Genomic DNA, 25,198 nt, shown 5'->3' with positions numbered 1-25,198 from the left:
GGTGCCGCACAGGCCGCGAAAGAAGGACGGCACCGCACACGCGGACGTACGGCGGGGGCGGTCCGGGGCGCGGTCAGCCGGTCGGGGGCTCGGCCCCCACCAGCCACATCGAGAAGAACTGCGACCCTCCGCCGTAGGCGTGGCCGAGCGCCTTGCGCGCCCCCTCCACCTGGTGCTCGCCCGCCTGCCCGCGCACCTGGAGCGCGGCCTCGGCGAAGCGGATCATCCCGGAGGCGCCGATGGGGTTGGTGGACAGCACCCCGCCCGACGGGTTGACCGGCAGGTCTCCGTCGATCTCGGTCACCCCCGACTCGGTGAGCTTCCAGCCCTCGCCCTCGGCGGCGAACCCCAGGTTCTCCAGCCACATCGGCTCGTACCAGCTGAACGGCACATACATCTCCACCGCGTCGATCTCCCGGCGCGGGTCGGTGATCCCGGCCTGCCGGTAGACGTCGGCCGCGCAGTCCTGCCCGGCCCGCGGCGAGACGCAGTCCTTGCCCGCGAAGAGCGTCGGCTCGCTGCGCATGGCGCCGCCGTGCACCCAGGCGGGCGGGGCGGGCGCCCGCGCCGCGCCGGCCCGGTCGGTGAGCACCATGGCGCAGGCGCCGTCGGAGGACGGGCAGGTCTCCGAGTAGCGGATGGGGTCCCACAGCATCGGTGAGGACTGCACCTTCTCCAGAGTCAGATCCTTCTCGTGGAGATGGGCGTAGGGGTTGCGCAGGGCGTTGCGGCGGTCCTTGTACGCGACGAGCGATCCGATGGCGGCCGGGGCGCCGGTCCGCCGCATATAGGCCCGGACGTGGGGGGCGAAGAAGCCGCCCGCCCCGGCCAGCAGCGGCTGTTGGAAGGGGACGGGCAGGGAGAGCCCCCACATGGCGTTGGACTCGGACTGCTTCTCGAAGGCGAGAGTGAGGACGGTGCGGTGGACGCGGGCGGCCACCAGGTTCGCGGCGACCAGCGCGGTGGAGCCACCGACCGAGCCCGCGGTGTGCACCCGCAGCATCGGCTTGCCGACCGCGCCGAGCGCGTCGGCGAGATAGAGCTCGGGCATCATCACGCCCTCGAAGAAGTCGGGCGCCTTGCCGATGACCACGGCGTCGATGTCCGCCCAGGTCAGCTGGGCGTCCTCGAGGGCGCGCACGGCCGCCTCGCGGACCAGCCCGGCGATCGACACATCCCGGCGGGCGGCGGTGTGCTTGGTCTGGCCGACCCCGACGACGGCGATGGGCTCCTTGCTCATGATGCCTGGTCCCCTTCCGATTGCCCGTCCCGTTCTCCTTCCAGGACCGCCACCAGGTTCTGCTGGAGACACGGCCCGGAGGTGGCGTGTGCGACGGCCCGGTCGGACTCGCCGCGGTGGATGCGGGCCGCGGCCTCGCCGAGGCGGATCAGCCCGGCGGCCATCATGGGGTTGGCGGCGAGCGCGCCGCCGGACGGATTGACGCGTACGCCCTCGTCCAGCCCCAGCTCGCGGCGCAGGATCACCTCCTGCGAGGTGAAGGGCGCGTGCAGTTCCGCGGTGTCGACGGGCGCGGCGTCGTCGTCGAACAGACCGGCGTTGCGCGCGGCGAGCCGGGTCGAGGGAGAGCGGGTGAGGTCCCGTACGCCCAGTGCGTGCGCCTCGATGCGGTGGTCCATGCCGCGGATCCACGCGGGGCGGCGGCAGAGCCGGCGCGCGGTGTCACCGGCGGCGAGGACGACGGCGGCCGCGCCGTCGCCGATGGGCGGGCAGTCGTGGCGGCGCAGCGGCCGCACCAGGTAGGGGTCCGCCAGCAGCGCGTCCGGGGCCGCGGAGCCGGTCAGTTGGGCGTGCGGGTTGTGCTCGGCCGCGCCGCGGTTGCGCGCGGCGACCCCGGCGAGGGCTCGCTCGTCGGTGGCTCCCTCGTCGATGAGCGCCTGGGCCTGGAGGGCGGCCAGGGACACCGGGTCCGGCCACAGCGGGGCAAGGTAGTAGGGGTCGAGCTGGCGGGTCAGGACGTCGCGCAGCTCTCCGGGCGAGGACTTGCCGTAGGAGTAGACGAGCGCCGTCTCGGCCTCTCCGGCCAGCAGCTTGACCCACGCCTCGTACAGCGCCCAGGCGCCGTCCATCTCCACATGCGACTCGGAAATGGGCGGCGAGGCGCCGACGCCGTCCAGTGCCATGGTGAAGGAGAAGGCTCGGCCGGCGAGATAGTCGGAGGAGCCGGAGCAGGTGAAGCCGATCTCGCCGGCGCGCAGGCCGACCGCGCCGAGCACCTCGTGCAGGACCGGCATCAGCATCTCGACCTCGGACAGCTCGGCGGATCGGCGCCGGTGGCGGGTCTGTGCGAACGCCACGATGGCGACGGGCCTCGGGTTCACAGCAGCTCCTTGTAGGTGTCGTAGTCCGCGTCGGGCTCGCCGGTGGGGCGGTAGTGGTCGGGGTAGCGCCCGCCCTCGGTCCACACCGGCTCGACGCGCAGCCCCATCCGGACCTGGTCGTAGGGGATGCCGCCGATGCGGCCGTGGAGGGCGAGGTCGGCGCCGTCCAGGGCGATGTGCGCGTAGACGTACGGCACCTCGATCTCGAGGTTCTTCGCCTTGATGTTGACGATGCAGTAGGTGGTGACGGTGCCGCGCGGGCCGACCTCGACCTGTTCGTCGGTCGCGACGCCGCAGGTGGGGCAGGCGCCGCGGGGCGGGACATACACCTTGCGGCAGGTTGGGCAGCGCTCCCCCACGGTCCGCCGGCCGGAGAGGGCGGCGATATAGCGGGACTGGGCGCGGCCGGGCGAGTACACGTAGTCCAGGCGGGCGGGCGCCACGATCCCCTGGACGGGGTCGGTGAACTCGCCGCCGTGCGGGGTGGTTCGCGGGTCGGGCTCGCTCTCGTACGGCTCGAAGCAGGCGATGTCGGTGATGGCGCCGGTGCGCTCCGGCGCCCAGCGGACGCGCACCCGCAGGCCGGTGCGGACGGCCTCGGGGCCGGGTGCGTCGAGGGCGTGGAGGAGGGCGGTGTCGGCGCCGTCGAGCCGCACCAGCACCCAGGCGAAGGGGGTGGTGAGGGGCTGTCCGCGGCGCGGCGCGGGGTTCCAGGCCCAGGTGGTGACGGTGCCGGTGGCGGCGACCTCGACGAGGTCGCGGATCTCCTCGGCGGTGACGGGGTCGTACTCGACGGGGGGTACCAGCACCCGGCCGTCGGCGGTCCGTACGCCGAGCACGGCGCGTTCGCGCAGTCCGGTCAGAAACGCGCTCTGGACGGGGCCGAGGGAGCGGGTGAAGGGGAACTCGACAACCAGAGGGGCGGAAAGCACCTCGGGCATGGGAGCCGGTGTCATGGTGTGCCTCTCCTCTGTTTCCAGGCTCGTTCGCCCGGGGCGCTACAGCCCCTGTCGACGGTCGACCGTGCTCAGCCGCTCGTACCTCGCGGCCTCCGCGCGCTCTCCCTTTCGACAGCGGCCGCGCCCCTTCGGCTCACTCGCCGCGCGGCATGGGTGCTCAGGCCCGTCGGTAGACCGGCGGTCGCTTCTCCGCGAAGGCCTTGGAGCCCTCCTTCGCGTCGGCGGTGGCGAAGATGGGCCAGCCGCGTTCGAGTTCGGACTTCAGGCCGTCGGCTTCGGTCAGCTCCGCCGTCTCGTAGACGGACGCCTTGACGGCCTCGACGGCGAGGGGGCCATTGGCGTTGATCAGCTCGGCGATGTCCAGGGCCGTCCGAAGGGCGGTGCCGTCGGGCACGACCCGGCCGATCAGCCCGATCCGCTCGGCCTCCTCGGCGGTGTACGGGCGGCCGGTCAGCAGCATCTCCAGCGCGTGGGTGCGGGGCACCTGGCGGGCGAGGCGGACCGTGGAGCCGCCGATGGGGAACAGCCCGCGCCTGACCTCGAAGAGCCCGAAGGTGGCGCCGCGCCCGGCGACGCGGATGTCGGTGCCCTGGAGGATCTCCGTGCCGCCCGCCACGCAGTGTCCCTCGACGGCGGCGATCACCGGCTTGCGCGGCCGGTGGTGCCGGAGCATGGCCTTCCAGTGCAGGTCGGGGTCGGCCTTGAGGCGGTCCCGGTAGTGCTCTCCGGCCATCCCGCCGCCGCCCGCGAGGGCCTTGAGGTCCATGCCCGCGCAGAAGGACCCGCCGGCCCCGGTGAGCACCACCGACCTGATGTCGTCGTCCGCGTCGGCCTGGGCCCAGCCGTCGTGGAGGCCGACCAGCATCGGCAGCGAGAGCGCGTTCTTGGCCTCCGGACGGTTCAGGGTGAGCACCAGCGTCGCGCCGGCGCGCTCCACCGTCAGATGTTCGGTCCCGCTTGTCACGGCAGTCCTCCCGTCTCGACCTAGAACAGGTTGCAGGAGCCGCGGGGCGACTTCAAGAGAAATCTGATGCCCAGTCAGATTTATTGGCCATGTGCCTTCACATCTCTTCCGGACGGCGCTCCAATGACCGCCATGCCGCCCGATGTCAGGTCAGGAGGAGCCGTGGAGTACAACCTTGCCGACCTGTTCGAGTCGATCGTCGACACGGTGCCCGACAGAGAGGCGCTGGTGTACATCGACCACCCCGGCACCGGGGCCGAGCGGCGGCTGACCTACGCCCAGCTGGACGCGGCCGCCAACCGGCTCGCCCACCATCTGCGGGACACCGCCGGCATCGCGCCGGGCGAACACGTCGGCCTGCATCTGTACAACGGCGTCGAATACCTCCAGACCTCACTCGCCTGTCTGAAGATCCGGGCCGTGCCGGTGAACGTCAACTACCGCTACGTGGAAGACGAGTTGGTCTATCTCTACCGGGACGCCGACCTGGCGGCACTGGTGTACGACGCCGAGTTCGGCGACCGGGTGGCCGCCGCGCTCCCCCGCACCGACACCCTGCGCCATCTCGTGCGGGTCGGCCGGGCCAATGCCCCGGCCGGGGACGGCCCCGTCCCGGACCCCGCGCCCGTGTCCTTCGAGGAGGCCGAGGCCTCGGGCTCGCCCGAGCGCGACTTCCCGGCGCGCTCCGCCGACGACCGGTTCATCATCTACACCGGTGGCACCACGGGCATGCCCAAGGGCGTGATGTGGCGGCAGGAGGACCTGTTCTTCTCCGGGCTCGGCGGCGGCTCGCCCACCGGCGAGCCGGTCGGCAGGCCCGAGGAGCTGGCCGAGCGGGTGGCGGCGGGCGGCGAGGGACTGGTGTTCTTCCCCACCCCGCCGCTGATGCACGGCACCTCCACGCTCACGGCCTTCATCGGCTTCAACTTCGGCCAGAAGGTGGTCATCCACCGTAAGTTCGCGCCCGAAGACGTACTGCGCACGATCGAGAAGGAGAAGGTCACCAGCGTCTCACTGGTCGGCGACGCGATGCTGCGCCCGCTGGTGGACGCCCTGACCGGCCCCCTCAAGGGCACCGACTGCTCCTCGCTGTTCAGCGTCAGCAGCTCCGGCGCGGTCCTGTCGGACACCGTGCGGGACCAGTTCTCGGAGCTGGCGCCGCACACCATGCTGCTGAACAACTTCGGCTCCTCGGAGTCCGGTTTCAACGGCACCGCCACCGAGGACGCGGGCCCCGAGAAGGGGTTCCGGCTGCGGGTCAACACCCGTACCTCGGTGATCGATCCGGCCACCCACCGGCCCGTGGCGCCCGGTGAACCCGGCCGCATCGCCCAGCGCGGCCATGTGCCGCTCGGCTACTACAACGACCCGAAGAAAACCGCCGAGACGTTCTTCGAGGCGGACGGCGCGCGCTGGGTGCTGCTCGGCGACATGGGCACGGTCGACGAGGACGGCGTGATCACGGTGCTCGGGCGCGGCTCGCAGTGCATCAACACCGGCGGCGAGAAGGTCTATCCGGAGGAGGTCGAGCAGGCGCTCAAGGCCCATCCGGATGTGTACGACGCGCTGGTGGCGGGCGTGCCGGACGAGCGCTGGGGCAGCCGCGTCGCGGCCGTCGTCCAGCCCCGCCAGGGGGCGGACCGGCTCACGGCCGACGCCGTACGGGCACACTGCCGCGACCGGCTTGCGGGCTACAAGATCCCGCGTACGGTCGTCTTCAGCGACCACATCCAGCGCTCGCCCAGCGGCAAGGCGGACTACCGCTGGGCGAGGGACATCGCGGCGAACGCCCCGGCCGACTCCTGACCGCGCCGGCGGTAGCCACCGGGCGCGACACCGTACTCCCCGTGCCCGGGGCGAGGTGCGCGGCCCGGAGGCGTACGGCGGCGAGGCGGTCGAGGTGCGGCCCCCGGATCCGCGCGGGAGGCCGCCGCGGTCAGGTTCCGTTCGGCGCGCACACCGACCGCAGCGCCCGCTCCAGCGCCACCGTGTGCAGCGCGTCCAGCCGCCTGTCGTGGCGTACCCGCACCGCGGCCACGGTCAGCCACCCCGCGCAGGACGGCTCGGCCCTGGCTCGCGCCGAGTCCGCGATGGCCCGCACCAGCTCGCCGTTGATCCGGTTGATCTCCAGGCGGACCTTGGAGAGGTCGGGGCGCTCGGTGGGCGCCTGGGTGGGGTCGGCCTCCCAACGGCGGTACAGGCCGCGCTGGACGAGCTTGTTGGCCTCGATCTGGTCGCGGAAGATCCGCACCGTGGCCTCCGGGTCCGCGCCCAGCGCGCGGGCCTGCTCGGCCACCGCCTCCAGCACCTGCCGCTCCCGCTCGGGGTCGTCGATGGGGCTGTCCGTGCCCCCGCGCGGCGGAGCCGCATATCGATACTTCGCCTGCGCCACCTGATCGGCGGTCAGCAGTCGCTGGGCGGACAGGTCGGCGATCGGCAGCAGCCGCCCGTACGGAAGCGCCGGCGCGGAAACCGAGGCCGGAGCGGCGGCGGAGACGGCCGGAGCCGCGGTCGCGCCGGGCGCCGCCGTGGCCAGCAGCCCGAGGGCCGCGGCGGCGGTCAGCGCGTGGCGCAGGGTCGCGTTCAGCGTCACTCCCCTGCCTCCAGGAAGGGGCGCACCTCGGCCAGGAACTCCCCGGGGCGCGTCTCGTGGACGAGATGTCCTGCGTCGATGGTGACCAGGCGGCAGTCGGGTATCCGCTCGGCCATGTCGGCCAGCAGCTCCTGTGGGATGTGGCTGTCCGGGCCGCCGCCGATCAGCAGGGTCGGGGCGGTGATCGCCGAGAGCCCGTCGATCCATCGCGGATCGGGCGCGTTGCGCTGCTCGGTGAACTGGGTCTTGACCGCCCAGTCGAAGGCCTGCCGCCCCTCCGGGCGCTCGGGCACCTCCAGCGGCGGGTCCTGGGGCCACAGCGGCGGGGCGTCCTCGATCACCAGCCGCTCGACGAGGGCGGGGTGGCGCTGGGCGAGGAGGTAGCCGACCACGCCGCCGTAGGAGTGTCCGACGACCGAGGCCCGGGTCAGGCCGAGGGCCCCGAGAAAGCCGGCGACGTCGTCGCTCACCCGCTCCAGGGCGTAGTCCCCGGGCCAGTCGCTGGCCCCGTGGCCGCGCAGATCGAGGGCGTAGACGCACCGGGTGCGCGCGAGTTCGGGAGCGATTCCCAGCCAGTCGGCGCCGTCCCCGCCGAGGCCGGCCAGCAGCAGGACGGGGGGAGCCGCACGCTCCCCCCAGACCCGGTAGGCCAGTTCGATCCCGGCCACCTCGACCGTGTCAAGTGTGTGCATACGGCCGAGACTACCCGCGTCACATCGCTCGCTCACGTCCCTTCCAGTACGGCTCGCGCAGCCGCCGCTTGTAGAGCTTGCCGTTGGGGTCCCGTGGCATCTCGGCCACGAAGTCCACCGACTTGGGGCGCTTGTATCCCGCCAGCCGCGCCTCGCAGTGGGCGAGCAGCGCCCGCTCCAGCGCGGGCCCAGGCTCCTGGCCGGGGGCGGGCTCCACGACCGCCTTGACCTCCTCGCCCCAGTCCTCGTGCGGGATGCCGAAGGCGGCGGCGTCCGCGACGGCGGGGTGGGTGAGCAGCTCGGCCTCGATCTCGGCCGGGTAGATGTTGACGCCGCCCGAGATGATCAGGTCGATCTTGCGGTCGCGGAGGTAGAGATAGCCGTCCTCGTCGAGCAGGCCGAGGTCGCCGACGGTGAAGAAGTCGCCGATGCGGTTCTTGCGCGTCTTGGCCTCGTCCTTGTGGTACGCGAAGCCGCCGGTGCTCATCCGCATGTAGACGGTGCCGAGTTCGCCGGCGGGGAGCCGGTTGCCCTCGTCGTCGAAGATCGCCAGTTCGCTGATGGGCCAGGGCTTGCCGACCGTCCCCGGCTTCTTGAGCCAGTCCTCGGCGGTGGCGAAGGCGCCGCCGCCCTCACTGGCCGCGTAGTACTCCTCGACGCAAGCGCCCCACCAGTCGATCATCGCCCGCTTGATGTGGTCGGGGCAGGGCGCGGCCCCGTGGATGGCGTGGCGCATCGAGGACACGTCGTAGCGCCGCCTGACCTCTTCGGGCAGCGCCAGCAGCCGGTGGAACTGGGTGGGAACCATGTGGGTGTGGGTGCAGCGCTGGGTGTCGATGAGGCGCAGCATCTCCTCGGGCGTCCACCTGTCCATGAGGACCAGCCGGTGGCCGATGTGCAGGGAGGAGGAGGCGAACTGGAGCACCGCGGTGTGGTAGAGCGGTGAGCACACCAGATGGACGTTGTCGGGCTCCTCGTCGCGGGGTTTGATGCCGAAGATGCGCAGGAAGCCGCCGAGGTTGGCCTCCTCGGGCGGGACGCCGGTCAGCGCGCGCCGGATGCCGCGCGGGCGGCCCGTCGTTCCGGAGGTGTAGTTCATCACCCAGCCCAGCTCGCGGTCGGCGGGCGGCTCCTCGGCCTCTCCTTCCAGCAGCTCGGCGTACGGGCGGAAGCCGCCGACGGCGCCGACCGCGTAGCGCTGGTCGGCGGGCAGCCCGGCCTCGTCGGCGGCCAGGGTGGCCTGTTCGCCGAAGCGCTCGTGGGCGATGAGCACCTTCGCGCCGGAGTCCGAGACGATCCAGGCGATCTCAGGGCCGACCAGGTGGTGGTTGACGGGCACCAGGTAGAACCCGGCCTGGGTGGCGGCGAGCGCGGCCGTGAAGAACTCGACGCCGTTGGGCAGCACCACCGCGAAGGCGTCGCCCCGCCGCAGCCCCGCGGCGCGCAGCCCGCCGACGAGCCGGTTGCAGGCGGCGTGCAGCCGGGCGGCGGTCCACTCCTCGCCGTCCGGGGCGACGAGTACGGCGCGGTCGGGTTCGAGCGCGGCCTGGGCCCAGAAGCCGTTGGGTGTACGGGACATGAGGGTCCGGTCCTCCTTCTGGCGGCGTGTCAGGCAGGGGCGACAGGGGTCACGGCGGGCTCAGGCCCGCCCGGCGATGCGGTTGACGCGGTCGATGGCGCGCTCGAAGCCGCGGGTCAGATCGTCGAAGACGGCCTGCACGGGGCGCTTGGTGTTCATCCGGCCGACGATCTGCCCGACCGGCGTGCCGAGCAGCGGCTCCACCTCGTACTTCTGGATGCGGGAGACGGCCTCGGCCACGAGCAGCCCCTGGAGCGGCATCGGCAGCGGGTCCGGGCCCTCGGAGTCCTCCCAGGCGTCGGTCCACTCGGTGCGCAGCTGCCGGGCGGGCTTGCCGGTGAGGGCGCGGGAGCGGACGGTGTCGCCGGACCCCGCCGCCAGCAGCTTGCGGGTGAGCGCGGGCGAGGTGAGGGCGGCCTCGTCGGTGGTGAGCCAGATGGAGCCGAGCCAGACGCCCTGCGCGCCGAGGGCGAGCCCGGCGGCGATCTGTTCGCCGCTGCCGATGCCGCCGGCCGCGAGCACGGGCAGCGGGTCCACGGCCCGCACCACCTCGGGGGTGAGGACCATGGAGGCGATCTCGCCGGTGTGGCCGCCGGCCTCGTAACCCTGTGCGACCACGATGTCGAGCCCCGCGTCCTTGTGGTGGAGCGCGTGGCGGGCGCTGCCCGCGAGCGCGGCAACGAGGATTCCCTTGCCGTGGGCGCGCTCGACGACGTCGGCGGGCGGTGAGCCGAGGGCGTTGGCCAGCAGCTTCACGGGGTATTCGAAGGCGACGTCCAGCTGGCTGCGGGCGACGTGCTCCAGCCAGCCGGTGATCCGCCAGCCGGAGGCCTCGCCCTCGGAGAGTTCGGGCACGCCGTGTTTGGCGAGGGTCTCCCGGACGAACCGGCGGTGTCCTTCGGGGATCATCGCCTCGATGTCCGCCTCGGTCACCCCCTCGACCTTCTTCGCGGGCATGACGACGTCCACGCCGTACGGCTTGCCGTCGGTGTGCTCCTGCATCCAGTCGAGGTCGCGCGCCAGCTCGTCCGCCGCGCCGTAGCGGACCGCGCCGAGCACGCCGAACCCGCCGGCCCGGGTGATCGCGGCGGCCACGGCCGGGAACGGCGTGAAGCCGAAGATGGCGTGCTCGACACCCAGCCTTTTGCTCAACTCCGTCTCCATGGGCGGCAGGATGCCGCAGCGGGCCGGACGAAGGAAGAGTTTTTCTGACGCTACGTCAGATTCTTTGGCTGCGTCGGATTCTTTTCGGGCCCGGTCACCTGCCGAGGACCGCCATGGCCGCGTTGTGCCCCGGGATCCCGCTGACCCCGCCGCCGCGCACCGCGCCCGCGCCGCACAGCAGCACATTGGCGTGGCGCGTCTCCACGCCCCAGCGGCCGGTGCCCTCCTGGGCGTACGGGAACGCCAGCTCGCGGTGGAAGATGTTGCCGCCGGGCAGCCGCAGCTCGCGCTCCAGGTCCAGCGGGCTCTTCGCCTCGATGCAGGGCATCCCCTCGGCGTCGTACGCCAGACAGTCGGCGATCGGCTCGGCGATCTCGGCGTCGAGCAGTTCGAGGGTGGCCTCCAGCAGCGCCGCGAGCGCCACGTCGTGGTCGGCGGCGAAGAGCCGCGCGGGGGCGTGCAGCCCGAACAGGGTCAGGGTCTGGTAGCCCTGCCGGGCCAGCTCGGGGGCCAGGATCGACGGGTCGGTCAGCGAGTGGCAGTAGATCTCCGAGGGGGGCCTCATGGGCAGGGCGCCCGCCGCGGCCTGGCGGTAGGCGGCCTCCAGGTCGCCATAGCCCTCGGCGATGTGGAACGTCCCGGCGAACGCATCGCGCGGGTCGACGCCGGGGTCGCGCAGCGCGGGCAGCCGCCGCAGCAGCATGTTCACCTTGAGCTGCGCGCCCTCGACGGGCGGGGCGGGCGACTCGTCGCCCAGCAGCCTGGCCAGCTCCTGCGGGGCGGCGCCGACCAGCACATGCCGGGCGCCCACCAGGCCCTCGCCCTCCCCGTCACGGAACATCACCTCCGCGTCCCTTCCGTCGGTGGCGATGGCCGTCACCTCGCATCCGGTGGCGATCCGGGCGCCCGCCGCGAGCGCCGCGTCCGCCAGCGCGTCGGTCAGCGCGCCCATCCCGCCCACCGGGACGTTCCAGTCGCCGGTGCCGCCGCCGATCACGTGGTAGAGGAAGCAGCGGTTCTGACGCAGCGACGGGTCATGGGCGTGGGTGAAGGTGCCGATCAGGCCGTCGGTGAGGACCACGCCGCGCACCAGGTCGTCCTCGAACGCCTCCTCGACCGCCTCGCCGAGCGGCCGCTCGAACAGCGCCCGCCAGGCGGTCTCGTCGCCCACCCGCGCGCGCAGCGCCTCGCGCGTGGGCAGCGGTTCGGTGAGCGTCGGGAACACCCGCTCGGCCACGTGCCGGGTCATTCCGTAAAAGCGCTGCCAGGACTCGTACTCCCGGTCCGAGCCGGTCAGCCGGGCGAACGACGCGCGGGTGCGGGCCTCGTCGCCGCCCACCAGCAGCCCGGTGGGCCGCCCGTCCCGGACGGTGGGGGTGTACGAGGACACGGTCCGCTCGGCGACGGAGAAGCGCAGGCCCAGGTCGTCCACGATCCGCCGCGGGAGCAGGCTCACCAGGTACGAGTAGCGGGAGAGCCGAGCGTCGACCCCGGCGAAGGGGCGCGTGGAGACGGCGGCTCCGCCGGTGTGGTCGAGCCGCTCCATGAGCAGCACCCTGCGGCCGGCGCGGGCGAGGTAGGCGGCGGCGACCAGCCCGTTGTGGCCGCCCCCGACGATGACGGCGTCGTACGCGTCGCTGTGAGGCATACCTCCTCACTAGCACGCGGTGATCGCCGGGGCCAGGACGCGGCGAGGCGGTCTCACCCCTGACGGCGCCGCACCGAGGCCATCCGCCGGTACAGCTCGACGGCCTCCTCGCGCCGCCCCAACTGCTCCAGGCACTGGGCCTCGTCGCCCAGGCTGGCGAGGGCGTCGGGGTGATCCGCGCCCAGGACGTCCTCGCGGGCCCGGGCGACCCGGCGGTAGAGCTCCAGGGCGTCGGTCCAGTTGCCGAGCCAGCCGAGGGCCACCGCCACCTCCCGGCAGCTGACCAGGGTGTCGGGGTGGTCCGGACCCAGCGTCCGCTCCCGGAGGGTGGAGACGTCGCGAGCCTCGGCCAGGGCCTCCTCCCAGTGGCCGAGGCGGCCCAGATTGACACCGAGGCCGTGCCGGGCGCGCAGGGTCTCGGGGTCGGTGGGGCCCTGGGCGCGGGTGCGGTCGTCGACGAGGGCGCGGTAGAGGGCCAGGGCCTCCGCGCTGCGGCCGAGCCGGCCCAGGCTGATACCGACCTCGTAGCGGGCCGCGAGGGCGTCCGGGTGCTCGCGGCCGAGGGTCCTGCCGCGGGCGTCGGCCACCTCCTGGTAGATGTGCAGCGCCTCGCTCCAGCGGCCCAGCCGGCCGAGGGCGTACGCGACCTCGTAGCGGGTGACCAGGGTGTCGGGGTGGTCGGGGCCCAGCACCCGGGCTCGGGCGGCGGCCACCTCGCGGGCCACCCGGTGGCAGTCCTCGAGCCGCCCCAGGCGGCCGAGGTTGAAGGCCAGGTTGTGGCGGCAGCGCAGGGTGTCGGGGTGCTCGGCGCCCATCGTCCGCTCGCGGGTCGCGAGCACGGCGGCGTAGACCTGGTGGGCCTCGAAGTGACGGCCGAGGCGGCTCAGCGCGAACGCGGTCTCCTGCCGGGCGGCCAGCGTGTCCGGGTGCTCGGGCCCGAGCACCCGCTCGCGGCCCGCCGCCACCTGCCCGTACTCGCCCAGCGCGTCGCCGTGGCGGCCCAGCCGCCCGAGGGCGAAGGCCGCCTCGTAACGGCTGATCAGGGTGTCGGGGTGGTCGGGGCCGAGCACGCGCTCCCGCTCGGCGGCGACCTCCCGGTGCGTCCGGCCCGCCTCCTCCCAGCGGCCCTGTAAGGCCAGGCTCATCCCGACGGTGTGCCGGACGGCGAGCGCGGCGAGCAGGCTCGGCGGCGGGGGCTCACCGGCGGGCGCGAGCGGCGGCGCGGCGAGCGGCGGCGCCGGGCCGCCGGCCCACGCCCCGGTGAGCCCGCCCGCCCCCACTCCCCCGCCGGTCCACGCCCCGGTGAGCGCGGCGGCCTCGCCCGGGGGGCCCGGCCGCGCCCCGGCCCGGCCGGCCGGGTCCGCCGCGGTGCCGGCGGTCATGTGCCGGGCCCAGTCGGGCAGCTGCGGCGGCCGCCGCGCGGGGAGCTCCGCGGGGAGCCCCGCGCCGGGGCCTGGCAGGGTCCACTCCGGGACGAGGGGCTGCCCGGCGCCCCAGGTCGCGCGGGCCAGGGCGATCCGCTTGGCCAGGTCGGAGGCGTCGCGCGGGCGGTCCTCGGGGTCCTTGGCGAGCAGGTCGAGGATCGCCCGCTCAAAGAGCTCAGGGATCTCGGGCCGGTGCCGGCGCGGCGGCTCGGGCGGGGTGTCGCGGTGGCCGACGAGCACCGCCCAGGCGTCGTCGAGATGGAACGGCGGCGCGCCGGTGGCCAGTTCGTACAGCACACAGCCCAGGGAGTACAGATCACTGCGGTGGTCGACGGACCCATCCGCGATCTGCTCGGGCGACATGTAGTGCGGGGTGCCCATGGCGATGCCCGTCCCGGTCAGCCGGGCCGTGAAGTCGATGTCATGGCCGAGCCGGGCGATGCCGAAATCGCAGATCTTCACCGAGCCGTCGGCCAGCCGCATGATGTTGGCGGGCTTCAGGTCGCGGTGGACGATCCCCTGATCGTGGGTGTACGCGAGGGCGACGGCGAGCTGGCCGGCCATGTCCAGGACATCAGGGACGGGCAGCGGTCGCCGCTCGTTGTCCTCCAGCAGCTGGCTGAGGTTGCGCCCCTCCAGCAGCTCCATCACCAGATACAGAACGCCCTCGTGCTCCCCGAAGTCGTGCACCACGGTCACCCCGCGGTGCTGTAGCGACGCCGCGACCCGCGCCTCGCGGCGGAACCGCTCACGCAGCACGTCCATGAAGGACGGGTCCCGCTGCTGCCCCATCGGCTTGAGGCACTTGACGGCGACGCGCCGCCCGAGCGACTCGTCGAGCGCCCGCCACACCTCGCCCATGCCCCCGCGCCCGATGAGATCGAGCAATCTGTACCGGCCCTGGATCAGTCTGGTTTCCGCCATGGTCCCCCTGACTCCGGCGGGAGTGCCGCCCCGCCGCCCCCGTGAAAGCCGACGGCTCGTCAGCGAGCCCCCGGCGCATCCCCGTTGTCCAGTATGGCGGCGTTTTGGCGCAACTTGTAGACCGACGCTCGACGGCCCGCAGGATGTGCTGGGGCGGCAGCTGCCACCGGAGGGGGGCGGAATGCGGCGCAGCACCCGCCCGGCGGGCGTGGGCGCCGGGCGGCCGTACAGCTCATGGGCGTACGGGGGCAGACTCGCGCAGGCGAGCGCCGCGACGCGCCCCCACAGCACCGCGCGCGCCGGCACCAGCAGGGGGTGAACGGGAGGTCTGCACAGAAAGGCGATGAGGCGGGCGATGCGCAGCGGCCGGCCTCAGACGTCCTTACGGAAGTCGGAGTTCCGGGTGACGCCGCGCACCGCGCGCGGGTGCAGCGCCTCCGCGGGTGGCCCACCGTTCAGATCCGGCCCGCTCGGCGCTGCCGCCGGAGCAGCAGGGCTCCGGTGCGGGTGGGCCGCGGGCGGAAGGGGCCCGGGAACACGGATGAGGAGCTAACGGCGCACCCTCGGCATCCCCAGGCCGATCCAGGAGATGATCTCCCGCTGCACCTCGTTGTTGCCGCCGCCGAAGGTGAACACCACGCTGCTGCGGTAGCCGCGCTCCAGCTCGCCGTGGAGCACCGCGCCCGTCGAGCCCTCCTTGAGCGGGCCTGCCGCGCCGACGACCTCCATCAGCCAGGCGTAGGCGTCGCGGCGCGCCTCGGAGCCGTACACCTTGACCGCGGAGGCGTCCTGGGGGGTGAGCGCCTCGCGCTGGAGGGCGTCCACCATCTGCCAGTTGAGCAGCTTCATGGCGTCCAGCCTGGCGTGGGTGCGGGCCAGCCGCCCGCGCACCCAGCCCAGGTCGATGACGCGGCGGCCGTCCGCGAGCTTGGTGTCGGCGGCCCACTGCTGGACGCCGCGCAGGGCGCGGATGGCCATCGTGCCGTGGGCGGCGAGGGTGACGCGCTCGTAGTTGAGCTGGGTGGTGATCAGCCGCCAGCCCTCGTTCTCCGCGCCGACCCGGCGGGTGGCCGGCACCCGGATGTTCTCGTAGTAGCTGGCCGTGGTGTCGTGGGAGGCGAGGGTGTTGATGACGGTGCAGGAGTAGCCGGGGTCGCTGGTCGGCACGAGCAGGATGCTGATGCCCTTGTGGGGCTTGGCGTCGGGGTCGGTGCGCACCGCGAGCCAGACCCAGTCGGCGGTGTCGCCGTTGGTGGTCCAGGTCTTCTGGCCGTTGACCGTGTAGTGGCCGGTGTGGGGATCGCCCTCGCGCACCGCGCGGGTCTTGAGCGAGGCGAGGTCGGTGCCCGCGTCTGGCTCGCTGTAGCCGATGGCGAAGTCGATCTCACCGGAGAGGATCTTCGGCAGGAAGTACTCTTTCTGCTCACCGGTGCCGTGGCGCATCAGGGTGGGCCCGACGGTGTTGAGCGCCATGAGGGGCAGCGGTACGCCCGCCTGGGCGGCCTCGTCGAAGAAGATGAACTGCTCCACAGGGCCCAGGCCGCGCCCGCCGTACTCCCGCGGCCAGCCCACGCCCAGCCAGCCGTCCGCGCCGAGGCGGCGGATGGTCTCGCGGTAGAACCGCTTCTGTCCGGCGGGGTCGGCGTAGCGGGCGTAGGCGTTGTCCGGGACCAGCTCGGTGAAGTACGCGCGCAGTTCGGTGCGCAGTTGCCGCTGCTCGGGGGTGTAGTCGAGGTGCACGGCCCCTCCTGGAGTCTCGCGTCCGCCGCGACGGCGCTGGAATCGAGGGGCACGGTAGAACGTGTTCCAACAATACGGAAGGGCCGTGGGCCCGGACGCCGCATCCGCCGAGGCGGCGTCCGGGCCTAAGCGGCCCCGGGGAAGTAGGGGTGGGTACCTGCGTTGTCTGGCGCGGTGCATCGCAAGGCGGAGGATCGCCCTCGTAGTGGGCCTACTCGGGCGAGTCCGACAACGCAGCGAGGTGCCGTGCCAGGCGGCGCAGGGACGTGCCTCTACTTCGCCGGGGTCGCTTGGCATCCCGGCCAATCGGCCGACGGCTGCGGGCGGTCAGACCGCCCGTAGCCAATCGTCGATCAGCGCGGGATGGTCGGTGGTGACCGCGTCGGCGCCCAGGGCCACGCAGCGCGCCAGCCGCTCCGGGTCGGCGGCCGGCCAGGCGTCGACCCGCAGCCCCTGGGCGTGGCAGCGCTCGACCAGGCCGACCGTCAGCTCGGGCCGCAGCTCCGGGCAGACCCAGGTGGCCTTCACCTCCGCGGCCCGCGCGGGCAGTTCCTCCGTGGGGTGGGCGGTGATCAGCCCCCGTTCCACCCGGGGCAGCAGCCGCGCGGCGTGGTCGAGTATCTCGGCGTGGAAGGAGGTCAGCACCACGCGCGGGGGCAGGGGGTCGCGCCGGTCGGACTCGGCCAGCGCGGCCACCGCCTCGGGGGCCTTGATCTCCACCTGCACCAGTCCGGGGAAGGCGTCCAGGGCCTCGCCGAGCGTGGGGATCCGCTCGCCCCCTCCGGCGTCGAGCTCCCGCAGCTCGGCCAGGAAGAGCGCGGCGACCTCGCCCGTGCCGTCGGTGGTGCGATCCACCGTGGCGTCGTGGATCACCACGAGGTGGCCGTCACGGGACACCCGCACATCCAGCTCGACGCCCTCGGCGCCGACCCGGTGCGCGTGGCGGAAGGATCGCAGGGTGTTCTCCGGCTCATCGGCCCTGGCGCCCCGGTGTCCGTAGACCAAGGGGCGTGGCGTGGCGGCTTGGGACGGTGTCACAGGTGCTCCTCGATGGACTCACGGTGCCGGTCCACTCCCTTGCGCAGCCGCGTGGCGACATCGGAGAACGCCTGGTGCGCGGGGGTGTTACCGGTCCAGATCTTCTGTAGCCCGGTGTAGATCTGGACATTGGCGTTGGGCACCATCATCCGCACCTGGTCGCCCTTGCGGGTGTGGGGCAGTTGCTTCACCGCGGTGGAGAAGTTGGGGTCCTCCGTGAGCAGCTTGGCCAGCGCGGGGGACTCGGTGGCGGCCGGGACCACCGGCATATAGCCGGTCTGGACGGTCCACTGGGCCGCGTTCTCAGGCCGCGCCAGGAAGCGTACGAACTCCGCCGCCGCCTGTTTGCGCTCCTTGGGCACCCGCTTGAACATGCCGAGCCCGCCGCCGCCCGTGGTCACCCCGAACTCCTTGTGGCGAGGCAGGAATCCGGTGCCCAGCTCCCAGCCGCCCGCCTTGGCCATCTCGGAGATCTTCCGCAGCCCGCCGGTGGAGGTGATCAGGGTGGCGATCAGCTGGTTGCCCATGTCGCCCGCCGGGTCGGTGGACATATAGGCGATGCGGTCCCGGTGGACCAGCCTGCGCTGCCACTCCCCCGCCGCGACGGTGGCCTCCTGGTCGATGGCCACGTCCAGGCCGTTGGAGTAGGCGCCGCCCCACTGCCAGGCGGTGCACTGGAACTGCCAGTCCCCGTCGATCTTCTGGTACGCCTCCAGGGCGACCCGCTTGCCCTGGGTCTTCAGTTGGGTGATCTCCTTGGCCCAGCCGTACATCTCCTCCCAGGTCTCGGGCGCCCGGTCGGGCACCCCGGCCTTCTTGAAGAGGGTGCGGTTGAAATAGAAGAGCGGGGTGGAGCGGGCCAGCGGAAGCCACCAGTGGTGGCCCTTGACGCGCCCCTCCCCCAGCAGCTTGGCGTTGTAGGTGGCGCGCAGCTCGCCGGGGTCGATGTAGTCGTCCCAGGGCTCGAGCGCGTCCCCGAAGTAGAAGCGGTACCACTTCACATCGGACAGCACGCACAGGTCGGGCGCCTGGCCGGCGAGCAGCCCGACGACCGCCTTCTGGGCGCACTCGTCGTACGTGCCCTGGAACTGGACCTCCACATAGATGTCGCGCTGGTCGCGGTTGAACGTGTCGGCGAGCTCCTGGAGGGCGCGGCCGGGCACGTCCGCGAAGGTGGACCACAGGACGACGCGGGTGCGCCCGGAGTAGCGGTCGGGGACCGATCCGCCCGGCTGGTCCACCGGCCCGGTGGTGGTGGAGCAGGCGCTCAGCAGCGCGGCGGCCGTGGGCGCCCCGGCCGCGAGGGTGAGGAAGCGCCGGCGGCTGGGGAGGCTCTGGCTCACTTCCCGGCTCCCTGGGTCAGCCCGGCGATGATGTAGCGCTGGGCGATGAAGAAGACGACGAGCACCGGCAGGATCACCATCACCGTGCCGGCCAGGATGGCGCCCCAGTTGGCGTACGTCTCCTGGTCCCGCAGGAAGAGGAGGCCGACGGGGAGGGTGCGCATATCGGCGCTGCTGGTCACGATCAGCGGCCAGATGAAGTCGTTCCACTTGGTCACCATGACCACGATCGCGACGGTGATCACCATGGGCCGTGACATGGGCAGCACGACGCGGAAGAGCGTGCGCAGATGGCCCGCACCGTCGATCCGGGCCGCGTCCATGACCTCCTTGGGGAGCGTCAGCATGTGCTGGCGCAGCAGGAAGGTGCCGAAGACCGACCCGAGGCCCGGGGCGATCAGGCCCGCCCAGGTGTTGACCCAGCCCAGCTGGGCGACGGTCAGGAAGTTCGGCAGCAGGGTGACATGGCCGGGGACCATCATGGCGCCCAGCAGAAAGAGGAACAGCCACTTCTTGCCGGGGAAGGGCAGGAAGACGAAGGCGTACGCGCACAGCAGCGCGGAGCACAGCTCGATGGCGGTGCCGACGACCGAGACCACGAGGGAGTTGAGGAAGAACCGGTCGAAGGGGGCGGCGTTCCAGGCGTCGGAGAAGTTGCTCCAGCGCAGGTCGGTGGGGACCCAGTGGGGCGGATAGGCGTAGATCTGGGGGTTGGTCTTCAGCGCCGAGGAGGCCAGCCAGTACAGCGGGCCGGCCGCGATGAAGGCGACCAGGACGAGGAGCGCGTACAGGCCCAGGCGCCGGGCCCGGCCGCCGGGGCGGCGGGAGGGCGCCGCCGGGTCGAGGGCGGTCACTGGTAGTGCACCTTTCGCTCGAGGTAGCGGGCCTGCCCGGCGGTGATCAGCAGCAGCACCGCGAACATGATCATCGCGCCGGCGGCGGCGCGCCCCGCGTCGAAGGCGCGGAATCCCTGGTCGTAGATGAACCAGCTGAGGGTGGAGGTGGAGGTGCCCGGTCCGCCGCTGGTCATCATGGCCAGCACGTCGAACGCCTGGAAGGTGCTGATGGTGCAGGTCACCAGGAGGAAGAAGGTGACGGGTGAGAGCAGCGGGAGGGTGATCCGGCGCAGCCGCGTCCACGGCCCGGCGCCATCCAGGGCGGCCGCCTCGTACACCTCCCTGGGCAGGCCCTGGAGCCCGGCGAGATAGACCACGGCGACGAATCCGGTGTTCTTCCAGAGGTAGACCAGGATCAGGCCGGTCAGCGCCCACTTCGAGTCGGTCATCATCGCCGGGGCGGTGAGCCCGAGCGGGTCCATCAGCGGGCGTATCAGTCCGTAGTTGGGGTCGAACACGAACAGCCACAGGGTGCCGACGGCGGCCCCGGAGAGCACATACGGGGCGAAGGTCAGCGTCCGCACCACGTTCCGGCCGCGCAGCTTCTGGTTGAGGAGCAGCGCGGTGGCCAGCCCCAGGACGATGCCTCCGGCCACGATGCCGACGACGAAGAGGACGGTGATCCACAAGGTGGCGCGGAAGTCCGGGTCGGTCAGCAGGTCGGCGTAGTTGCCGAGACCGACGAAGTCCTTGGCCGGGGAGATCATGTCCCAGTCGGTCAGGCTGAGATAGGCGTTGTAGACCACCGGCCAGTAGGCGAAGAGAAGCAGGAACAGGAAGTTCGGGGCGGCGAACGCGGCGAAGAGCAGATAGTCGCGCCGTCTGCGCCTGGCGCGCAGACGGCGGCCGGCGTCGTCGATGGCAGACAAGGGGGAGTTGATCCTTCCGAACTGCGCCCCGAGGGGCCCCCAGCTACCGCTGGGAGGTACCCCCGAGGGAACGTGCTGGTAACAGCCCCAAGGGATACCAACAGAGTTGATGAGAAGGAAACACCTTGTCGTGTTACAACTTGGCCTACTTCACATGCCCGGCTTGATATTTCGCACTTCTCCCGTGAACAGGCCGTCAGGAGTCCGGGCCTCAAGTCCGGAGCCCGGGCCTCAACTCCCGCCCTCCCCTTGCGGCGCGCTGTCGTCCGCGCCGCGCCGGGTGGTCCGTACGGGCTCGCCGGGGCGCCAGGTCTGGAGCACCGGATCGGAGCCCTCCACGGCGGTGCGCACCACCTCGGTCACCTCCACACGGAAGAGGTGGAAGGGCTCCGGTGGGTGGACCTCCCCGGCGAAGCGGGCGAGCATCTCCGGGTCGGTCACCTCCACGGCGCGCCCGCTGACCCGCACATCGCCGCCGTCCATCCCGGTGTCCGGCCCGGGGTTGGCATGGATCGCGAAACGCGCGTCGCGCCGCAGGTCCAGGGCCTTGCGCGAGTCCGGCATCATGCCGAGCCACATCTCACCGAAGCGGAAGTCCGCCTCCAGGCCGGTCACCCGCGGGCTGCCGTCCTGGCGCAGGGTGGCCAGGACATGGTGGCGGTAGCGCTGGAAACGCTCCCGCACCACGGCGGAGAACTCGGGCTCCGCCGCCTCGAACCCGCCCCAACTGGTCGTCGTCGCAGTCATCATGGGGCCCATGCTCCCGGGATTGCCGGACTCCTTCTGTCGTGATCGCACCTCGCGCGCCTGGTCCGGGGGCAGATGGGCGATCCAGCCCGTCCCCGGCAGCGGGTAGGCCACCCAGGTCTGGGCGTAGGCCGGGGGGCGCGGCCGGGAGCGGTGGGTGAGCAGGGCGGTGGGTTCCCGGGCGGACCGCAGCACCAGCGCCGCCGGGGCGATGGACCGGTTGTTCCCGCTGGTCTGGGCGGAGGCGCAGCCCGCGTGGTACGCGATGGGCAGCGCGCGGTCGCCGGCGACCAGGCACGGCGGCCGCAGCCCCAGCCGGTGCAGCGCGGCCGCGGCCGTACGGTAGCTGCCGTTGACCCTCTCGGACTGCGCCGCCGAGCGGCCGAGCACCACGTACTGGGAAGCCAGTTGGAGGGTGATGACCACGCCCACCGCGACCGCCACCGGCTGCGGGGAGCGCGCGGCCTTGACGGTGCGCAGCGCCAGCTCGGCGATGGGGAGCGCGAGCAGCGCGTAGGAGGGCATCAGGAAGCGCGGGGCGAAGTAGCCGATCAGCAGCAGATAGGGAAGGGCGAGCGCGGTGGCGCAGACGATCGGCAGGATGCTCAGCGCGAGCGAATGGCCGAGGTGCGGGGCGCCCGGGCGGGAAACGCGCTCCCGGCGGTCGCGGCGGTCCCGCACGGCCATGACGATCGCGGCGGCGGTCAGCAGCGGCAGCGCCAGCCACCAGGCGGTCAGCTCCGGGTGGCGCAGCGGGACCTCGCACGGGCGGCACAGCTGCGGCCCGTTGAGGCTGCGCAGCGCGGCCCCCACGTTGAAGTGGAGCCCCATGCCGCCTTCGACGTCGCTGGAGACCTTCAGCCGGTCCATGATGCCGCCGAAGCGGGCGTACGCCTCGCCCACCCACTGCATGGCGCCCAGCGCGAGCCCGCCGAGCAGCGCGGGCAGCGCCGGCCGCCAGGCCCTGACGACCACGGCCGCGCCCAGCAGCGGCAGCGCCAGCCAGCCTCCGTCGGGGGTCCGTACGAGGGTGACGCCCGCGATGACGGCGGCCAGCCACCAGCGCGCGTTCCGCTCTGCGGGGAGGCGCAGAAACCAGCCGACCGCGGCCACGGCGCCGAGCGCCACCCACAGGTTCGGCATCACCGCCGGTCCGCTGATCTGGGTGATCCACAGCCCGGCGAACAGGAGTGCGGCCAGGGCGACCGTGCCCGGGCCGAGCAACCGGCGCCACACCCGGAAGGCGGCGTACAGGGCGACGGCGGACAACACCGCGAGGAGTACTCGCAACACCGGAATGGAGGACGTCACCGCGACGACCGGGGCGACCAGCATGCTGATGCCGCGGGAGCGCGGGGCGCTGAAGTACGCGGCGGGGTTGCGCGGGTCGACCTGGGAGACATACACGGACTCGTCCCAGCCCAGCGCGTGCCCGATGTGCGGGACGACCACGAGGAGCTGGACGAGGGCGTAACCGGCGGCCACCAGCGCGAGCCAGGGCGCGGAGCGCCGACGGCGCGCCGGCTCGAAGGGCTGCGGGCGCGGGCGCGGGGTAGCGGCCGCCGGTGCGGCAGTGTTCTCCATGCGCGAACCATATGATGATTTTGTACCTTTTTCTCCGCATTGATCCATTCAGCTCAGCACACACGGGGGTGCCATGCGCGCCTGAGATCCGTAGGATTTTCATCCCGCAGACAGCTCCACTCCGGCGGAGAACGGACACGCATATGAAGATGCTGATCAACGTCGCCGAGACCGTGGTCACCGATGCCCTGCGCGGACTGGCGGCCGCTCACCCCGAGTTGACGGTGGACATCGAGAACCGGGTGATCGTCCGGCGGGACGCCCCCGTCGAGCGCAAGGTGGGGCTCGTCTCCGGCGGCGGATCGGGGCACGAGCCGCTGCACGGGGGGTTCGTCGGGCCCGGGATGCTGGACGCGGCCTGCCCCGGCGAGGTCTTCACCTCCCCCGTGCCCGATCAGATGGTGCGGGCGGCGGCCGCCGTGGACAGCGGCAACGGCGTCCTGTTCATCGTCAAGAACTACACCGGCGACGTGCTCAACTTCGACATGGCGGCCGAGCTCGCCGAGGACGAGGGCGTCCAGATCGCCAAGGTCCTGGTCAACGATGACGTGGCGGTGACCGACAGCCTCTACACCGCCGGGCGGCGCGGCACCGGGGCCACGCTGTTCGTCGAGAAGATCGCCGGCGCGGCGGCCGAGGAGGGCGCCCCGCTGGACCGGGTGGCCGCCCTCGCCCGGCAGGTCAACGAGTCGTCGCGGAGCTTCGGCGTCGCCCTCAGCGCCTGCACCACCCCCGCCAAGGGCAGCCCGACCTTCGACCTCCCCGCCGGGGAGCTGGAGTTGGGCGTGGGCATCCACGGCGAGCCCGGGCGCGAGCGGCGGGCCATGATGACCTCGAGCGAGATCGCCGACTTCGCGGTGGACGCGGTGCTGGAGGACCTGCGACCCGACAACCCGGTCCTCGTCCTCGTCAACGGCATGGGGGCGACACCGCTGCTGGAGCTGTACGGATTCGCCGCCGAGGTGCACCGGGTGCTCGGCGAGCGCCAGGTGGCGGTGGCACGTACGCTCGTCGGCAACTACGTCACCTCGCTCGACATGGCGGGCGCTTCGGTGACCCTGTGCCAGGTCGACGAGGAACTGCTGCGGCTGTGGGACGCACCGGTACGGACCGCCGGGCTGCGCTGGGGCTGCTGACCGGGACCGGCCCCGCCATCGATCCGTACGCTGGCGCCGGGCCCATCGACTGAGGAGGCGTCTGTGCCCAACTCCGTGTCCGACAGGGAAACCGCCGGCGAACCGGTGCTCGACACCGACTTCGTCCACCGCTGGCTCACCGCGGCCGCCGCCGCCATGAGCCGCGAGGCCGCCAGACTGACCGACCTTGACTCGGCCATCGGCGACGCCGACCACGGCAGCAACATGCAGCGCGGCTTCACGGCCGTGACCGCCGCGCTGGAGAAGGAGCCACCGGACTCTCCGGGCGCGGCGCTCATCCTGGCCGGACGTCAGCTGATCTCCAAGGTGGGCGGCGCCTCGGGCCCGCTGTACGGGACGCTGCTGCGGCGGGCGGGCAAGGCGCTCGGCGACGCGGAGCAGGTCACCCTTCAGGAGCTGGCCGGCGCGCTGCGGACCGGCGTGGAGGCGGTGGCCCAGCTCGGCGGCTCCGCGCCCGGCGACAAGACGATGCTGGACGCGCTCGTCCCCGCGGTGGAGGCGCTGGCCACGGACGGCGGATCCTTCGAGGCGGCGAGCGAGGCCGCGGACAAGGGCGCGCTGGCGACCGTACCGATGCTCGCGCGCAAGGGCCGGGCCAGCTATCTGGGTGAGCGCAGCATCGGCCATCAGGACCCCGGCGCCACGTCCTCGGCACTGCTGTTCGCGGCCTTCGAGGAGGTGGCCCGATGAGCGTGTCTTGGCGCGCTGCGCGGGCTGGACTGAGGAGCCGCGCAGCGACGAAGGAGCGAGCAGTGACGAAGGAAGCCCGCGCGTCGGAGCGCGCCGAGACTGAGCGGGAGGAGGGGCGCGTGTCTTGGCGCGCTGCGCGGGCTGGACTGAGGAGCCGCGCAGCGACGGAGGAGCGAGCAGTGACGAGGGAAGCCCGTGCGTTGGAGCGCGCCGGGACTGAGCGGGCGGAGGGGTGCGTGTCTTGGCGCGCTGCGCGGGCTGGACTGAGGAGCCGCGCAGCGACGAAGGAGCGAGCAGTGACGAGGGAAGCCCGCGCGTTGAAGCGCGCCGAGACTGAGCGGGAGGGAGGGGCATGAGCGGCTCGGGTGCGGAGAAGCTGGTCGGGGTGGTGCTGGTGTCGCACAGCGCCGCGGTGGCCGAGTCCGTTGCCCAACTGGCCATCGGGCTGGCCGGGGGCGGCGGCACCGCCCCGGTCATCGCCGCGGGCGGCAACCCCGACGGCGGCCTCGGCACCAGCCCGGAGCTGGTCACCGAGGCCGCGCACGCGGTCGACCAGGGCGCGGGGGTGGCGATCCTCGTCGACCTGGGCAGCGCGGTGCTGACCGTGAAGGCGCTGCTGGCCGAGGGCGACGAACTGCCCAAGGACTCCCGGCTGGTGGACGCGCCGCTGGTGGAGGGCGCGGTGGCGGCGGTCGTCGCCGCCTCGGCCGGGGCGAACGTGGACGCGGTCACGCGGGCGGCGGAGGAGGCGTACGACTACCGCAAGGTCTGAGGCCGTCCCTGCGGGCCTTGTCCGGCGTAGTGACAGGGGCGGTCCCGGTTGGTTGAATGCGCCGAGCGCTTTCCG

At 72.7% G+C, this 25,198-nt stretch carries 20 protein-coding genes; 4 read left to right on the top strand and 16 right to left on the bottom strand.

Annotated elements, in window-relative coordinates; genetic code table 11:
- Positions 1–73: 73 nt before the first annotated feature.
- The 4 genes from ACH4S9_RS33845 to ACH4S9_RS33830 form a co-directional block, all read right to left on the bottom strand.
- Positions 74–1,240 (bottom strand): thiolase domain-containing protein, encoded by a 1,167-nt coding sequence (locus ACH4S9_RS33845; protein WP_311723094.1) that lies wholly within the window; start codon positions 1,238–1,240, stop codon positions 74–76.
- Positions 1,237–2,340, bottom strand: coding sequence for a thiolase domain-containing protein (locus tag ACH4S9_RS33840; protein ID WP_398375400.1), 1,104 nt, complete (start codon positions 2,338–2,340; stop codon positions 1,237–1,239). Before ACH4S9_RS33840 ends, ACH4S9_RS33845 begins: the two co-directional genes overlap by 4 nt.
- Entirely contained in the window at positions 2,337–3,281 is a 945-nt protein-coding gene (locus tag ACH4S9_RS33835; protein WP_385343623.1) for a Zn-ribbon domain-containing OB-fold protein, read from the bottom strand. Before ACH4S9_RS33835 ends, ACH4S9_RS33840 begins: the two co-directional genes overlap by 4 nt.
- A gap of 175 nt (positions 3,282–3,456) precedes the next feature.
- Positions 3,457–4,263, bottom strand: a complete 807-nt coding sequence (locus ACH4S9_RS33830; protein ID WP_361188833.1) for a crotonase/enoyl-CoA hydratase family protein — start codon at positions 4,261–4,263, stop codon at positions 3,457–3,459.
- 162 nt (positions 4,264–4,425) lie between these two features.
- On the opposite strand from ACH4S9_RS33830, the gene ACH4S9_RS33825 reads away from it, so the two are divergent.
- Positions 4,426–6,069 (top strand): acyl-CoA synthetase, encoded by a 1,644-nt coding sequence (locus ACH4S9_RS33825; protein ID WP_398375398.1) that lies wholly within the window; start codon positions 4,426–4,428, stop codon positions 6,067–6,069.
- 130 nt (positions 6,070–6,199) lie between these two features.
- Here the strand turns inward: ACH4S9_RS33825 and aroQ are convergent, their stop codons facing one another.
- The 12 genes from aroQ to ACH4S9_RS33765 all read right to left on the bottom strand — a co-directional run bounded on the left by aroQ (position 6,200) and on the right by ACH4S9_RS33765 (position 22,504).
- Entirely contained in the window at positions 6,200–6,856 is a 657-nt protein-coding gene (gene aroQ, locus ACH4S9_RS33820; RefSeq protein ID WP_398375396.1) for a gamma subclass chorismate mutase AroQ, read from the bottom strand.
- Entirely contained in the window at positions 6,853–7,548 is a 696-nt protein-coding gene (locus ACH4S9_RS33815; protein ID WP_311723099.1) for an alpha/beta hydrolase, read from the bottom strand. The genes aroQ and ACH4S9_RS33815 overlap by 4 nt, the downstream gene beginning before the upstream one ends.
- Positions 7,549–7,567: 19 nt before the next feature.
- Complete coding sequence (locus tag ACH4S9_RS33810) at positions 7,568–9,127, bottom strand: acyl-CoA synthetase (RefSeq protein WP_311723100.1); 1,560 nt, start codon at positions 9,125–9,127, stop codon at positions 7,568–7,570.
- Between the two features lie 60 nt (positions 9,128–9,187).
- A complete protein-coding gene (locus tag ACH4S9_RS33805; RefSeq protein WP_358843603.1) occupies positions 9,188–10,291 on the bottom strand; it encodes a nitronate monooxygenase family protein in 1,104 nt (367 codons plus the stop codon).
- Positions 10,292–10,385: 94 nt separating this feature from the next.
- Positions 10,386–11,939, bottom strand: a complete 1,554-nt coding sequence (locus ACH4S9_RS33800; RefSeq protein ID WP_311723102.1) for an NAD(P)/FAD-dependent oxidoreductase — start codon at positions 11,937–11,939, stop codon at positions 10,386–10,388.
- 53 nt (positions 11,940–11,992) lie between these two features.
- The gene (locus ACH4S9_RS33795; RefSeq protein WP_398375393.1) at positions 11,993–14,287 is read right to left on the bottom strand and encodes a tetratricopeptide repeat protein; all 2,295 of its coding nucleotides are present in this window, start codon (positions 14,285–14,287) and stop codon (positions 11,993–11,995) included.
- 549 nt (positions 14,288–14,836) lie between these two features.
- Entirely contained in the window at positions 14,837–16,027 is a 1,191-nt protein-coding gene (locus ACH4S9_RS33790) for an acyl-CoA dehydrogenase family protein (RefSeq protein ID WP_398375391.1), read from the bottom strand.
- A 327-nt stretch (positions 16,028–16,354) separates the two neighbouring features.
- The gene (locus tag ACH4S9_RS33785; RefSeq protein WP_311723105.1) at positions 16,355–17,065 is read right to left on the bottom strand and encodes a glycerophosphodiester phosphodiesterase family protein; all 711 of its coding nucleotides are present in this window, start codon (positions 17,063–17,065) and stop codon (positions 16,355–16,357) included.
- Entirely contained in the window at positions 17,062–18,408 is a 1,347-nt protein-coding gene (locus tag ACH4S9_RS33780) for an ABC transporter substrate-binding protein (protein ID WP_398375390.1), read from the bottom strand. The genes ACH4S9_RS33785 and ACH4S9_RS33780 overlap by 4 nt, the downstream gene beginning before the upstream one ends.
- Positions 18,405–19,262: a carbohydrate ABC transporter permease gene (locus tag ACH4S9_RS33775; protein WP_311723107.1), complete on the bottom strand. Its 858-nt coding sequence runs from the start codon at positions 19,260–19,262 to the stop codon at positions 18,405–18,407. Before ACH4S9_RS33775 ends, ACH4S9_RS33780 begins: the two co-directional genes overlap by 4 nt.
- Positions 19,259–20,173 (bottom strand): sugar ABC transporter permease, encoded by a 915-nt coding sequence (locus ACH4S9_RS33770; protein WP_311723108.1) that lies wholly within the window; start codon positions 20,171–20,173, stop codon positions 19,259–19,261. The genes ACH4S9_RS33775 and ACH4S9_RS33770 overlap by 4 nt, the downstream gene beginning before the upstream one ends.
- A 231-nt stretch (positions 20,174–20,404) precedes the next feature.
- Positions 20,405–22,504 carry a pyridoxamine 5'-phosphate oxidase family protein gene (locus ACH4S9_RS33765; RefSeq protein WP_385343490.1) on the bottom strand — a complete coding sequence of 700 codons (2,100 nt, stop codon included), beginning with the start codon at positions 22,502–22,504 and terminating at the stop codon, positions 20,405–20,407.
- 143 nt (positions 22,505–22,647) lie between these two features.
- On the opposite strand from ACH4S9_RS33765, the gene dhaK reads away from it, so the two are divergent.
- The 3 genes from dhaK to ACH4S9_RS33750 all read left to right on the top strand — a co-directional run bounded on the left by dhaK (position 22,648) and on the right by ACH4S9_RS33750 (position 25,123).
- The gene (gene dhaK, locus ACH4S9_RS33760) at positions 22,648–23,640 is read left to right on the top strand and encodes a dihydroxyacetone kinase subunit DhaK (protein WP_398375388.1); all 993 of its coding nucleotides are present in this window, start codon (positions 22,648–22,650) and stop codon (positions 23,638–23,640) included.
- Positions 23,641–23,703: 63 nt separating this feature from the next.
- Positions 23,704–24,351, top strand: coding sequence for a dihydroxyacetone kinase subunit DhaL (dhaL, locus tag ACH4S9_RS33755; protein ID WP_398375387.1), 648 nt, complete (start codon positions 23,704–23,706; stop codon positions 24,349–24,351).
- Between the two features lie 352 nt (positions 24,352–24,703).
- Positions 24,704–25,123, top strand: coding sequence for a PTS fructose transporter subunit IIA (locus ACH4S9_RS33750; protein WP_311723112.1), 420 nt, complete (start codon positions 24,704–24,706; stop codon positions 25,121–25,123).
- Positions 25,124–25,198 lie beyond the last annotated feature (75 nt).

Source organism: Streptomyces sp. NPDC021225, assembly GCF_044332865.1.
Lineage (GTDB): Bacteria > Actinomycetota > Actinomycetes > Streptomycetales > Streptomycetaceae > Streptomyces.
This window is presented reverse-complemented; position numbering and strand designations above follow the sequence as displayed.